The sequence below is a fragment of the Pseudomonas sp. GM78 genome (genome assembly GCF_000282475.1).
Classification (GTDB): Bacteria; Pseudomonadota; Gammaproteobacteria; order Pseudomonadales; family Pseudomonadaceae; genus Aquipseudomonas.
Window position 1 is genome coordinate 101,559 of the sequence record NZ_AKJF01000066.1, and the last position, 14,063, is coordinate 115,621.

Here is a 14,063-nt window from a genome sequence, read left to right on the forward strand (position 1 = left end):
ATCGTACAACCGCGTTGAGCTATGATGCGCTTTCAGCCGATTTTTTCGAGACAGATGTTCACCATGGAAAACCCGAACGACGCACCACGCCTCCCTCGCAAGCGCCGCAGCCTCGCTCAGGAACTGGTGACGGTGCTGTCCGAGCAGATCCGCGACGGTCACCTCAAGCGTGGCGACAAGTTGCCCACCGAGTCGGCGATCATGGATGCCCATGGCGTCAGCCGCACAGTGGTGCGCGAGGCGATCTCCCGTTTGCAGGCGGCCGGGCAGGTGGAAACCCGTCATGGCATCGGCACCTTCGTGCTCGATACCCCGAGCCCGAGTGGTTTTCGTATCGATCCGGCGACCGTGGTCACCTTGCGTGACGTGCTGGCCATCCTGGAACTGCGCATCAGCCTCGAAGTTGAGTCCGCCGGCCTCGCCGCGCAACGTCGCAGCCCCGAGCAGTTGGCACTGATGCGCGCGGCGCTGGATGCCCTCAATGAAAGCGTTTCCCACGCCAGCGATGCCGTGGCCTCGGACTTCCAGTTCCACCTGCAGATTGCCCTGGCGACCGGCAACCGCTACTTCACCGACATCATGACCCACCTGGGCACCAGCATCATCCCGCGCACCCGCCTCAACTCCGCGCGACTGGCCCATGACGATCAGCAGCACTACATGAACCGCCTGAGCCGCGAGCACGAAGAGATCTACGACGCCATCGCCCGCCAGGACTCCGACGCCGCCCGCGCGGCGATGCGATTGCACCTGACCAACAGCCGCGAGCGGTTGCGCCATGCCCATGAAGAGGCTGAGGCGCAGCGGGGGTAAGATTCCGGGTCAGGTAATCCATTGCCTGTCAGACCGGCTTCGCGAGCAGGCTCGCTCCCACAGTTGATCGTGGCAGCTCACAATATGTGTGGCCGCAGATCAGCCATTGTGGGAGCGAGCCTGCTCGCGAAGGGGCTTGTAGTCATTGCGCGCATCCTCCAGGCGCTCCGCCGATCGTCATTGAATCCTCCGACAACGTATCTCTATCAGGCCGTTGATCGCGTAATCTTGCCTCATCCTCCCATCATGTAGGCCCTGCAAACACGGGGCATCACCCTATCTTGTCCAACAATTTTCACCCCTGACGATGAAATGCAGTTGACGGTTGTATTTTAAGTTGTACGATGACCTACAACTTCAGCGTCGGGCTGAACGGTCTCAACTCACATACGTCGCAATCCAGGGTGTTCGAATAATGAATCCACAAGAACTGAAGTCCATCCTCTCTTCCGGTCTGCTGTCTTTCCCGGTCACCGATTTCAATGCCCAGGGCGATTTCAATCGCGCTGGCTACATCAAGCGTCTGGAATGGCTGGCCCCATACGGCGCCTCGGCTTTGTTCGCCGCAGGCGGCACCGGTGAGTTCTTCTCTCTGGCGGCCAGCGAATATTCGGAAATCATCAAGACTGCCGTCGACACTTGCGCCACCAGCGTGCCCATTCTCGCCGGTGTCGGTGGTTCCACCCGTCAGGCCATCGAATACGCACAGGAAGCCGAGCGTCTGGGCGCCAAAGGCCTGTTGCTGCTGCCGCACTACCTGACCGAAGCCAGCCAGGACGGCGTTGCCGCCCACGTTGAAGCCGTGTGCAAATCGGTCAATATCGGCGTGGTGGTCTACAACCGTAACGTCTGCCGCCTGAACGCGCCGCTGCTGGAGCGTCTGGCCGAGCGTTGCCCGAACCTGATCGGCTACAAGGATGGCCTGGGTGATATCGAGTTGATGGTGTCGATCCGTCGCCGCCTCGGCGATCGCTTCACTTACCTGGGTGGCCTGCCGACCGCCGAAGTCTACGCTGCGGCCTACAAGGCGCTGGGCGTACCGGTCTACTCCTCGGCGGTGTTCAACTTCATCCCGAAAACCGCAATGGATTTCTACCACGCCATCGCTCGTGAAGATCACGCCACCGTCGGCAAGATCATCGACGACTTCTTCCTGCCGTACCTGGACATCCGTAACCGCAAAGCCGGTTACGCGGTGAGCATCGTCAAGGCCGGGGCAAAAATTGCCGGTTATGACGCGGGCCCTGTGCGTGCGCCGCTGACCGATCTGACTGGCGAAGAGTACGAAATGCTCGCCGCGCTGATCGACAAGCAGGGTGCGCAATAACAACGATCAAACCGGAGCCGCTGAGCGATCAGCGGCTTTTTGCGTGAGGAGAACGACTCGTGACAAAGCGCTACGACAACTACATCAACGGTGAATGGGTCGCCGGTGCCGATTACTCGGTCAACATCAACCCGTCCGAACTGAGCGACGCCATTGGCGACTACGCCAAGGCTGACCTGACTCAGGTCCATGCCGCCATCGACGCCGCCCGTGCCGCATTCCAGGCGTGGTCGGTTTCGGGCATTCAGGCCCGTCACGATTCCCTGGATAAAGTCGGTACCGAGATCCTCGCCCGTCGCGAAGAACTCGGCACCCTGCTGGCCCGGGAAGAGGGCAAGACCCTGCCCGAAGCCATCGGCGAAGTGACCCGCGCCGGCAACATCTTCAAGTTCTTCGCCGGTGAATGCCTGCGCCTGTCCGGCGACTACCTGCCGTCGGTGCGTCCGGGCGTCAATGTTGAAGTCACCCGCGAAGCCCTGGGTGTGGTCGGCCTGATTACCCCGTGGAACTTCCCGATCGCGATCCCTGCCTGGAAAATCGCTCCGGCGCTGGCCTACGGCAACTGCGTGGTGCTCAAGCCAGCCGATCTGGTACCGGGCTGCGCCTGGGCACTGGCGGAAATCATCTCCCGCGCAGGCTTCCCCGCCGGCGTGTTCAACCTGGTGATGGGCAGTGGTCGAGTGGTTGGCGATGCGCTGGTCAACAGCCCGAAAGTCGACGGCATCAGCTTCACCGGTTCCGTGGGCGTCGGTCGTCAGATCGCCGTCAGTTGCGTGTCGCGCCAGGCCAAGGTGCAGTTGGAAATGGGCGGCAAGAACCCGCAGATCATTCTCGACGACGCCGATCTCAAGCAAGCGGTCGAGCTGTCGGTACAGAGCGCGTTCTACTCCACCGGCCAACGTTGCACGGCATCGAGCCGCTTCATCGTCACCGCCGGGATTCACGACAAGTTCGTCGAAGCCATGGCCGAACGTATGAAGTCGATCAAGGTCGGCCACGCGTTGAAAGCCGGCACCGACATTGGTCCAGTCGTTTCGCAAGCTCAGCTTGAACAGGACATGAAGTACATCGACATCGGCCAGTCCGAAGGTGCGCGCCTGGTCAGCGGCGGTGGTCTGGTGACCTGTGACACCGAGGGTTACTTCCTCGCGCCAACCCTGTTTGCCGACAGCGAAGCCTCGATGCGCATCAGCCGCGAAGAGATCTTCGGCCCGGTGGCCAACATCGTGCGCGTGGCCGATTACGAAGCTGCACTGGCCATGGCCAACGACACCGAATTCGGTCTGTCGGCGGGCATCGCCACCACTTCGTTGAAGTACGCCAACCACTTCAAGCGCCACTCCCAGGCCGGGATGGTGATGGTCAACCTGCCGACCGCCGGTGTGGATTACCACGTTCCGTTCGGTGGGCGTAAAGGTTCATCCTATGGATCACGTGAGCAAGGTCGCTATGCGCAAGAGTTCTACACGGTCGTGAAGACCAGCTACATCGGCTCCTGATCCACGCAATACCTGTGGGAGCTGGCTTGCCAGCGATGGCATCACCGCGGTGCGACTGAACGACCGAGGTGCCCGCATCGCTGGCAAGCCAGCTCCCACAAAAGTCCGAAGAAGATTCACCCGCGCATAAAAATAATTTGTGGGAGTACATCTACATGCAATCGACCAAGAAGCCGACTCACGTCCGCTATTTGATCCTGCTCATGCTGTTTCTGGTGACCACGATCAACTACGCCGACCGCGCTACCATCGCCATCGCCGGTTCCAGCCTGCAAAAAGACCTCGGCATAGACGCGGTTACCCTTGGCTACATCTTCTCTGCATTCGGTTGGGCCTACGTGGCGGGGCAAATTCCCGGTGGCTGGCTGCTGGACCGTTTCGGTTCGAAAAAAATCTATGCGCTGAGCATCTTCACCTGGTCGCTGTTCACCGTGCTGCAGGGTTATGTCGGCGAGTTCGGCATGTCCACGGCGGTGGTTGCGCTGTTCATGCTGCGCTTTTTGGTCGGTCTGGCCGAAGCGCCGTCCTTCCCCGGCAACGCGCGCATCGTCGCGGCCTGGTTCCCGACCGCTGAACGTGGCACCGCTTCGGCGATCTTCAACTCGGCGCAATACTTTGCCACCGTGTTGTTCGCGCCGCTGATGGGCTGGATCGTCTATAGCTTCGGCTGGCAGCACGTGTTCATCGTCATGGGCGTGATCGGCATCATCTTCTCCGGCATCTGGCTGAAAGTGATCTACAGCCCGCGCGAACATCCGATGATCAACGACGCCGAGTTCAAGCACATCGCCGATAACGGTGGCATGGTCGACATGGATCAGACCAAGGGCAAAGGTGCAAAAGGCGACGGTCCGAAGTGGGACTACATCCGCCAACTGCTGACCAACCGCATGATGCTGGGTGTGTACCTGGGCCAGTACTGCATCAACGGCATCACTTATTTCTTCCTGACCTGGTTCCCGGTGTACCTGGTTCAAGAGCGCGGCATGACCATCCTCAAGGCCGGTTTCATCGCCTCGTTGCCGGCGATCTGCGGCTTCATCGGTGGCGTGCTTGGCGGGGTGATTTCCGATTACCTGCTGCGCAAGGGCCATTCCCTGACCTTCGCCCGCAAGGCGCCGATCATCGCTGGCCTGCTGGTGTCCAGCAGCATCGTGGCCTGCAACTACGTGGATGTTGAATGGATGGTCGTGGGCTTCATGGCCCTGGCGTTCTTCGGCAAAGGCGTGGGTGCCTTGGGTTGGGCGGTGGTGTCCGATACCTCGCCAAAACAGATCGCCGGTCTCAGCGGTGGCTTGTTCAATACCTTCGGCAACCTGGCGTCGATCACCACGCCGATCGTCATCGGCTACATCATCAGTTCCACCGGTTCGTTCAAATGGGCGCTGGTGTTTGTCGGTTGCAACGCACTGGTCGCGGTGTTCAGCTATCTGGTGATCGTCGGTCCGATCAAGCGTGTGGTGCTCAAGGAGCCGCCGGTCAACGGTCCTGAAGCATCCGGTAAATTGTCTCAAGCGCATTCCTGAGGAGCGGCGTCATGCAGTTGATTGAACATTCTGATTCGCCGCGCTACATCCGCCTGCACGAGCGGGACAACGTGGTGATCGTGGTCAATGACCAGGGGGTGCCGGCCGGCACCGAGTTTTCCGATGGCCTGGTCACCGTCGACTTCGTGCCACAGAGCCACAAGGTCACTTTGGAAGACATTCCCGAAGGTGGCCAGGTGATTCGTTACGGGCAGGTCATCGGCTACGCCCTGCAGCCGATCCCCCGTGGCAGTTGGGTCAAGGAAGATCAACTGCGCATGCCGACCGCGCCACCGCTGGACAGCTTGCCGCTGTCCACCGACGTGCCGGCCGCGCAGGCACCGCTGCAAGGCTATACCTTCGAGGGTTATCGCAACGCCGATGGTACGGTGGGCACGCGCAACATTCTCGGGATCACCACCACGGTGCAATGCGTGACCGGTGTGCTGGATCATGCGGTCAGGCGCATCAAGGACGAGCTGCTGCCCAAGTACCCGCACGTCGATGACGTGGTGGCACTGACCCACAGCTATGGCTGTGGCGTGGCGATCACCGCCACCGACGCCTACATCCCGATCCGCACCGTGCGCAACCTGGCACGCAACCCGAACCTGGGCGGCGAGGCACTGGTGATCAGCCTGGGCTGCGAGAAGTTGCAGGCCGGGCAGGTGATGCACGAGGGCGATGCGTCGGTGGATCTGAGCGAGCCGTGGCTGTATCGCCTGCAGGATTCCAGCCACGGTTTTACCGAGATGATCGAGCAGATCATGGAACTGGCTGAAACCCGTTTGAAGAAGCTCGATCAACGCCGTCGGGAAACCGTACCGGCGTCCGAGCTGATCCTGGGCATGCAGTGTGGCGGCAGCGATGCGTTTTCCGGGATCACCGCCAACCCGGCCCTGGGCTATGCCTCGGACCTGTTGCTGCGTGCGGGTGCGACGGTGATGTTCTCCGAAGTCACCGAAGTGCGTGATGCGATCTACCTGCTGACCTCCCGCGCGCAAACCAAAGAGGTTGCCCAGGAATTGGTACGGGAAATGGACTGGTACGACCGTTACCTGGCCAAGGGCGAGGCGGATCGCAGCGCCAACACCACACCGGGCAACAAGAAGGGCGGTTTGTCGAACATCGTCGAGAAGTCCCTGGGTTCGATCGTCAAGTCCGGTAGCAGCGCCATCACCGGCGTGCTCGGCCCTGGCGAGCGGTTCAAGGAAAAAGGCCTGATCTTCTGCGCCACCCCGGCCAGTGACTTTGTCTGCGGGACGTTGCAATTGGCGGCGGGGATGAACCTGCATGTGTTCACTACCGGCCGCGGCACGCCTTACGGGCTGGCCATGGCACCGGTGGTGAAGGTATCGACCCGGACCGAGTTGGCGCAGCGCTGGCCGGACCTGATCGACATCGACGCCGGGCGCATCGCTACCGGGCGGGCGTCCATCGAGGAGCTGGGCTGGGAGTTGTTCCACTACTACCTGGATGTGGCCAGTGGCAAGCAGCAGACTTGGGCTGAAAAGCACAAGCTGCACAACGACATCACCCTGTTCAACCCGGCGCCGATTACCTGAGACCGCGTTATCGTTCTTCGCTGGCAAGCCAGCTCCCACAGGGTGCTTCTTTGTTGCGCAAATTGTGTGAACAATGAAGATCACTGTGGGAGCTGGCTTGCCAGCGATGGCGAACTCCCAGACGCCGACGTCGCAGGTGGCTTATCATTAGCCCCCTAACGACGCCCACCTCAAGGTCCTCCCCGGCATGCTGGCAATTTTCCTCGAAACCCTGAACATCACCGCCCCGGTGTTCGCCATGCTGTTTCTGGGGGTGTTGCTCAAGCGCATCGACTGGATCAACGACAACTTCATCCACACCGCCTCGTCCCTGGTGTTCAACGTCACCATGCCGGCGCTGCTGTTTCTGGGCATCCTGCATGCCGACTTGCACGCCGCGTTGCAACCGGCCCTGCTGATCTACTTCTCCCTCGCGACCCTGGTGTGCTTTGCCATCGCCTGGGGCTGGGCGATCTTTCGGTGCCCGCGCGAAGACCGGGGGATCTACACCCAGGGTGCGTTTCGCGGTAACAACGGCGTGATCGGCCTGGCGCTGGCCGCGAGCATGTACGGCGACTACGGGATCTCCCTCGGGGCGATTCTGGCGGCGCTGGTGATTCTGTTCTACAACACGCTCTCGACCATTGTGCTGGCGGTGTACAGCCCGGTGATCAAGTCCGACCCGTGGAGCATTTGCAAAAGCGTGTTCAGCAACCCGCTGATCATCAGCGTAATCGCGGCGGCGCCCTTTGCTTATTTCAACATCGGCTTGCCCGGCTGGCTGGAGACGTCCGGCCAGTATCTGGCGCAAACCACCTTGCCGTTGGCGTTGATCTGCATAGGCGGCACGCTGTCGCTGGCGGCGATGCGAAAGAGTGGCTCGATGGCGCTCAGTTCAAGCCTGGTGAAAATGCTCGGCCTGCCCATTCTGGCGACCCTGGGTGCCTGGCTTTGGGGCTTTCGCGGTGCGGAGCTGGGGATTCTGTTCCTGTACTTCGGCAGCCCGACCGCCGCCGCCAGTTTCGTCATGGCCCGGGCGGCGGATGGCAATCACGAGTTGGCAGCGGCGATTATCGTGATCACCACGCTGATGGCTGCGGTCACCACCAACATCGGGATCTTTTTGTTGCAGTGGGGTGGGTGGATCTAGCGCCGCTAATCGTCAGCCAGGGTTTTGCACGCCGGCTCGATTACCGGAGGTGCCTGGCTCGGATAGCGCATGGGCATGACCTGCACCGGGGTCGTCACGGCGAAGCCATCGGCAAAGATCGCTTCGACAAAGGTCGCTTTCCAGCCATTTTCTGGAGTGTCGATCTGCATGCCACCGTCGAGCGGGTCGGTGAGGCTCAGCTCTTGCGGTTCGTACTGGATGCCACAGGGCTGACGAAAGTCCCGGGCGTGCGGATTGGCCGCCGTCCACTGGATCACCCGTACCGGTGCTTCGGAAAACTGCAGTCCAATCTTTTGTGGTTGCTGATCCGGGCGCAATGAAATGACCGGCAAGGGCTTATCCTGTTGCCAGCGATTGATGACAGGTATCAGCGAGTTCTCGATGAACCGTTTGATGCCGTAGTGACTGGCATTGGGCGCGACTCGCAAAGCTTTCGGACCTGGAAGCCGGTCGAAGAAAAATCGCGCATTGTCTGGCAGGAAGAAATCGTCGCTGCTGGCGTTGACGATGTATTTCGAGATCGCCAGGCGCTCGGCATAGCGAGTCTGCAGGTAGTTCAGCGGGTCTTCGATTTGCATCAGGCGGGCGAAGTTTTCAGTCTTTATCCGTTGGGTGATGCCTTCGTGATGATAGTCAAAAAAAGCCAGTGGCCAGTGCTTGCCGTAGCTTTGATAGGTATGTTCAAGGACGTTATCCGTGCCCAGCACGTCGATGACAAATGGCACGATGGCCTTGACCCTCTCGTCGGCAATGGCTGTCAGCCAAACGGCCCAGCCACGTTTCGATGCGCCGCTGGCAATGAAATGGTCTATTCCCCAGGGTTGCAGTTCCTTTTGCGCGAGGTCCATGGCCTTGACCATCGACACCACCATGGGCAGGCGCACCGACATGAACGGGCGCTGGTAAGGGGCATCGAGGAAGAGTTTCCAGCTGTGGGCGACGCTGGCGTCTTCAGTGCGCGCAATGCCGTCATCGGCATAGGTCAGGTACTGGTTCGGAACGTTGCTGACTGAAATGACAATCGTGCGTGTCTTACCCGCTACTTCAAGCGCCATGGCTTCGGTGAAGTCAGTGGGTTCGTTGGCATTGGTTGGCCCGGCGTTGGCGGTTCCGTTGTTGGCCACCAGCAGGGCTTGGCTGTGCAGGGCGTTGTCCGGAATGTAGATGTCAACCGTGTGTTTCCACTGTGCCGGGCTGACCAAACCCTGTGGCGACCATTGCTGGGAAGACAATTCGAAACTGCGCTTTTCCACGCCGGGAAATATCGTACTCGCCTTGGCGGCGTAAAGCAGTGGGTTGGCATCTTCGGCTTTCTTGTAACAAGCGAGCACTTCGCTGAAGTCTTGACCGCTGGCTTCGAAACACGCTTGGGCAGAGGCATGAATCGAGCTGCTGACGAGCAGGCTGGACAACATCAATTTCGACAATACGAACCTGGTGTTCATTCCCATGGGAGCCTTCCTTGTGATGCAGGGAAAGGCTCGAATCCTCGGCGCAGCAAGCTGCGCCGACCATTCCCCGGGTTTTTGGTCGGCGCAGTGTGTCGAAAAGAGGTTTGCGGGAACAGGTTTGGCAGGGCGCCTTTTATTGTCGAAATATGTGGGTGAACTGATTAGCCCCGAGGGTAACCAAGAGAAGTGTTCACACCGGCTTCTGATAGCTGTCGATCACTTCCTGCGCCGCGCGAAACGCATCGATCGCCGCCGGCACCCCGGCATACACCGCGCAATGTAGCAGCGCTTCGCGGATCTCTTCCACGGTACAGCCGTTGTTCAGCGCACCGCGCACGTGGCCTTTCAATTCCTGCGGGCATTTGAGCGCCGTCAGCGCTGCGAGCGTGATCAGGCTGCGGGTTTTCAGCGGCAGGCCTTCGCGATTCCAGACCCCGCCCCAGGCGTGTTCGTTGACGAAATCCTGCAGCGGCTGGGTGAATTCGGTAGCGTTGCCCAGTGCGCGGTCGACGAAGGTGTCGCCCATCACTTGGCGACGTACTTCAACGCCGGTTTTCTTGTTCTCGGTCATGGCGATTCCCTCTTGTGGTGTTGGCGACGCCAGGCGCGCAATGACGTGAACAGCAGGAACGCCATTAGCGCTGGCAGGACGAAAAACAGCATCAGGTGTTCAAGCTTGCCCGCCAGCGGCATGCCGGTGGTGAACGACACCACGTGCAGGCCGTAGGCCAGGTACAGGCCCAGAAACAGCAGGCCTTCGACGCGGGTCACTCGGTAGCCGGAATAGAACATCGGCAGGCATAGCACGGCGACACCGAGCATCACAGGCAGGTCGAAATCCAGCGCGTTGGGCGACACCGACAGCGGCGCTGGCGCGAGCAGTGCGGTCAAGCCCAGCACACCCAGGAGGTTGAACAGGTTGCTGCCGATCACGTTGCCCACGGCGATCTCGCGTTCACCGCGCAGCGCCGCGATCAGCGAGGTGGCGAGCTCCGGCAGGGACGTGCTGACGGCAACGATGGTCAGGCCGATGATGCGTTCTGACAGCCCGAGGTCTGTGGCGACCGATACCGCTGCGCCCAGCAGCAGATGTCCGGCATACACCAGCATCGCCAGGCCGGTGACGATCATCAGCAGGCTGCTGATCCACGGTGCCTGCCCTGTGTGATCATGGCTCGATACCGGGCGCACCGAATGCCGCGATTGGCGTAACAGCAAAGCCAGGTACAGCAGGAGCGCCGTCAGCAAAATCACGCCGTCGACACGGGTCAGATCCTCGTTCCAGGCCAGAATGAAGACCAGCAGGCTGGCGCCGATCATCAGCGGAATATCCAGGCGCACCAGTTGCCGTGACACCCGCAACGGGATGATCAGCGCCGACAATCCGAGCGTGACGAGGATGTTGAAAATGCTGCTGCCGATCACGCTGCCCACGGCGATGTCGGCGTTGTGCGCCAGGGTGGCTTGCAGGCTGACCGCCATTTGCGGTGCGCTGCTGCCGAGGGCGACGATGGTCAGGCCGATGATCAGCGGGCGTACATGCAGGCGGGCTGCCAGGCGCACGGCAGCACGCACCATCAGTTCGGCGCCGGCAATCAGCAGCACCAGCCCGCTGAGCAATTCGATCACGCTGATCAGGGGTAAATCGGCTAGTCCGAAAATGGTCGGGGCTCCGTCGGTCAGTCGAGGGCTTGCACGCGAACCCGCGCGGTGCCGCTCTTGAGCATGCCCAGCCGTTCGGCGGCTTCATGGGACAGGTCGATCAGGCGGCCACGGGTGTGCGGGCCCCGGTCATTGATGCGCACTATGCAGGATCTGTCGTTTTTCAGGTTGGTGACCTTCACCCGTGTACCGAAGGGTAGCTGGCGATGGGCGGCGGTCATGGAATTCTTGTTGAAACGCTCGCCACTGGCGGTGCGTTTGCCTTGGTGTTTGGCGCCGTAATAGGAGGCAACGCCGGTTTTGTCGTAGCCGTGCGGGTCGACGGTGTCGGTGCTGGCGCAGCCGGCAAGTAGAGAGAGCAGGGCGCACGCACCAAGTAGACGCTTCATAGAAAGGTTTCCCGAAACAAATGTGGGAGCGAGCCTGCTCGCGAATGCAATTCTGACAGTCAACTTCGTGTTGAGTGCCGAACCCCATTCGCGAGCAGGCTCGCTCCCACAGTAAATGGAGCCAGTTTTGAATGCTGGCTCTATTCTCATCAGCCTTCGAGCTTGCTTTTCAGCAGTTCGTTGACCTGTTGCGGGTTGGCCTTGCCTTTGGAGGCTTTCATGGCCTGACCGACGAAGAAGCCGAACATCTTGCCGCGCTTGGCTTCGTCTGCCGCGCGGTATTGCTCGACCTGCTCGGCATTGGCCGCGAGCATTTCGTCCAGCACCGCCGAGATCGCGCCGGTGTCGGTCACTTGCTTGAGGCCGCGCTTGTCGATGATCTCGTCCGCGCTGCCTTCGCCGTTGGCCATGGCTTCGAACACCACCTTGGCGATCTTGCCGGAGATGGTGTTGTCTTTGATGCGCAGCAGCATGCCGCCCAGAAGCTCTGCGGAAACCGGCGACTGCTCGATGTCCAGGCCTTGCTTGTTGAGCAGGCTGCCCAACTCGACCATCACCCAGTTCGCCGCCAGCTTGGCGTCGCCGCCGATGCTTGCGACCTTCTCGAAATAATCGGCTTGCTCGCGGCTGGTGGCCAGCACGCTGGCGTCATAGACCGACAGACCGAACTGCTCCTGGAAGCGCTCGCGTTTCTGCGGTGGCAATTCCGGCAGGGTGGCGCGCACGTCGTCGAGGAACGAGTTTTCGATCACGACAGGCAGCAGGTCCGGATCGGGGAAGTAACGGTAGTCGTTGGCTTCCTCCTTGCTGCGCATCGGACGGGTTTCGTCCTTGTTCGGATCGTACAGGCGGGTTTGCTGGATCACCTTGCCGCCGTCTTCGATCAGCTCGATCTGACGCTGGATTTCGCTGTTGATCGCCTTCTCGATGAAGCGGAACGAGTTGACGTTCTTGATCTCGCAGCGGGTGCCGAACTCGACCTGGCCCTTTGGACGGATCGAAACGTTGCAGTCGCAACGCAGCGAACCTTCGGCCATGTTGCCGTCGCAGATGCCCAGGTAACGCACCAGGGCGTGGATCGCCTTGACATAGGCCACGGCTTCCTTGGCGCTGCGCATGTCCGGCTCGGAAACGATTTCCAGCAACGGCGTACCGGCACGGTTCAGGTCGATGCCGCTGGCGCCGCTGAATTCTTCGTGCAGGCTCTTGCCGGCGTCCTCTTCCAGGTGCGCGCGGGTGATGCCGACGCGTTTGACCGTGCCGTCTTCGAGGGCGATGTCCAGGTGGCCCTTGCCGACGATCGGCAATTCCATCTGGCTGATCTGGTAGCCCTTGGGCAGATCCGGGTAGAAGTAGTTTTTACGGGCGAACACGTTGTGCTGGCCGATCTCGGCATCAATCGCCAGGCCGAACATAACTGCCATGCGCACCGCTTCCTGGTTCAGCACTGGCAGTACGCCGGGCATGCCCAGGTCTACGAGGCTGGCCTGGGTGTTCGGTTCGGAACCGAACGTGGTGGAACTACCGGAAAAGATTTTCGACCGGGTGGTGAGCTGGGTGTGAATCTCCAGCCCGATCACGACTTCCCATTGCATGTGTGTCTCCTCAGAAGCCTTTGCTGGGGATTTTGAAACGTCGCGAGCGAAGGTAAGGCAAGGCGAAAACTGGCGAGTAAGCGGAGTTGACTTTAGTCAATGAGCATTACGAGCCAGTTTTCAACGCAGCATTACCGAGCGCAGCAGTTTCAAAACCCCTGCGGGGTGCGGGTGTGCCAGTCAGTGTTTAACTGATACTGGTGGGCAACGTTCAACAGGCGACCTTCCTGGAAATACGGAGCGAGCAGTTGCACGCCAACCGGCAGGCCGTCGACAAAACCGGCCGGCATCGACAGGCCTGGCAGGCCGGCGAGGTTGGCGGTGATGGTGTATACGTCTTCCAGGTAGGCGGCGACCGGGTCGCTGTTCTTGGCGCCGAGCTTCCAGGCCGGGTTTGGCGTGGTTGGGCCGAGGATGATGTCGACCTCATTGAAGGCCGCCATGAAGTCGTTCTTGATCAAGCGACGAATCTTCTGCGCCTTCAGGTAGTAGGCGTCGTAGTAACCGGCGGACAGCGCGTAGGCGCCGACCATGATCCGGCGCTGCACTTCCGTCCCGAAACCTTCGCCACGGGAGCGCTTGTACAGGTCCTCGAGGTTTTTCGGGTCTTCGCAGCGATAGCCGAAACGCACGCCATCGAAACGCGACAGGTTGGAAGATGCTTCTGCCGGGGCGATCACGTAGTACGCAGGAATCGCGTGCTGCATGTTCGGCAGGCTGATTTCCTTGATCACGGCGCCGAGCTTTTTCAGCTCTTCGACGCTGGCCATGACCAGGTCGGCGATGCGCGGGTCGAGACCGGCGCTGAAGTACTCTTTAGGTACGCCGATGCGCAGGCCCTGCAGCGAACCGTTGAGGCTGGCGCTGTAGTCAGGCACGGGTTCGTCGATGCTGGTGGAGTCGTTCGGATCGAAGCCAGCCATACCTTGCAACAAAATCGCGCAGTCTTCGGCAGTGCGCGCCAACGGGCCGCCCTGATCGAGGCTGGAGGCGTAGGCGATCATGCCCCAACGCGAAACGCGACCGTACGTCGGTTTCAGGCCGGTGAGGTTGGTCAGCGCCGCTGGCTGGGGGATCGAACCGCCG

General features: G+C 60.7%; 11 protein-coding genes and 1 pseudogene. 6 read left to right on the forward strand and 6 right to left on the reverse strand.

The features are described from left to right. Positions 1-63 precede the first annotated feature (63 nt). The 6 genes from PMI35_RS21840 to PMI35_RS21815 all read left to right on the forward strand — a co-directional run bounded on the left by PMI35_RS21840 (position 64) and on the right by PMI35_RS21815 (position 7,859). Complete coding sequence (locus PMI35_RS21840) at positions 64-813, forward strand: FadR/GntR family transcriptional regulator (protein ID WP_175391458.1); 750 nt, start codon at positions 64-66, stop codon at positions 811-813. Positions 814-1,228: 415 nt separating this feature from the next. Next, complete coding sequence (gene kdgD, locus PMI35_RS21835; protein WP_008057490.1) at positions 1,229-2,140, forward strand: 5-dehydro-4-deoxyglucarate dehydratase; 912 nt, start codon at positions 1,229-1,231, stop codon at positions 2,138-2,140. A 59-nt stretch (positions 2,141-2,199) separates the two neighbouring features. Next, positions 2,200-3,639 carry an aldehyde dehydrogenase family protein gene (locus tag PMI35_RS21830; RefSeq protein ID WP_008057496.1) on the forward strand — a complete coding sequence of 480 codons (1,440 nt, stop codon included), beginning with the start codon at positions 2,200-2,202 and terminating at the stop codon, positions 3,637-3,639. 155 nt (positions 3,640-3,794) lie between these two features. Then, on the forward strand, positions 3,795-5,165 hold the full coding sequence (locus PMI35_RS21825) for an MFS transporter (RefSeq protein ID WP_008057499.1): 1,371 nt from the start codon (positions 3,795-3,797) through the stop codon (positions 5,163-5,165). An 11-nt stretch (positions 5,166-5,176) separates the two neighbouring features. Continuing rightward, complete coding sequence (gene garD, locus PMI35_RS21820; RefSeq protein ID WP_008057504.1) at positions 5,177-6,730, forward strand: galactarate dehydratase; 1,554 nt, start codon at positions 5,177-5,179, stop codon at positions 6,728-6,730. A gap of 187 nt (positions 6,731-6,917) precedes the next feature. After that, positions 6,918-7,859, forward strand: a complete 942-nt coding sequence (locus PMI35_RS21815; RefSeq protein ID WP_008057505.1) for an AEC family transporter — start codon at positions 6,918-6,920, stop codon at positions 7,857-7,859. A 5-nt stretch (positions 7,860-7,864) separates the two neighbouring features. On the opposite strand, the gene PMI35_RS21810 is transcribed toward PMI35_RS21815, so the two are convergent. The 6 genes and pseudogenes from PMI35_RS21810 to PMI35_RS21785 all read right to left on the reverse strand — a co-directional run. After that, the gene (locus tag PMI35_RS21810; RefSeq protein ID WP_008057506.1) at positions 7,865-9,331 is read right to left on the reverse strand and encodes a PhoPQ-activated pathogenicity-related family protein; all 1,467 of its coding nucleotides are present in this window, start codon (positions 9,329-9,331) and stop codon (positions 7,865-7,867) included. A 190-nt stretch (positions 9,332-9,521) separates the two neighbouring features. Continuing rightward, on the reverse strand, positions 9,522-9,902 hold the full coding sequence (locus tag PMI35_RS21805; RefSeq protein ID WP_008057507.1) for a carboxymuconolactone decarboxylase family protein: 381 nt from the start codon (positions 9,900-9,902) through the stop codon (positions 9,522-9,524). Next, the gene (locus tag PMI35_RS21800; RefSeq protein ID WP_008057509.1) at positions 9,899-10,960 is read right to left on the reverse strand and encodes a calcium/sodium antiporter; all 1,062 of its coding nucleotides are present in this window, start codon (positions 10,958-10,960) and stop codon (positions 9,899-9,901) included. Before PMI35_RS21800 ends, PMI35_RS21805 begins: the two co-directional genes overlap by 4 nt. A gap of 50 nt (positions 10,961-11,010) precedes the next feature. Then, positions 11,011-11,382, reverse strand: a complete 372-nt coding sequence (locus PMI35_RS21795; protein WP_008057515.1) for a septal ring lytic transglycosylase RlpA family protein — start codon at positions 11,380-11,382, stop codon at positions 11,011-11,013. 149 nt (positions 11,383-11,531) lie between these two features. Beyond that, positions 11,532-12,980, reverse strand: a pseudogene (gene gatB, locus PMI35_RS21790) (Asp-tRNA(Asn)/Glu-tRNA(Gln) amidotransferase subunit GatB); the annotation flags it as partial. A 146-nt stretch (positions 12,981-13,126) separates the two neighbouring features. Further along, positions 13,127-14,063 (reverse strand): amidase (locus PMI35_RS21785; RefSeq protein WP_008057517.1); only part of this gene is annotated, 937 nt, incomplete at its 5' end.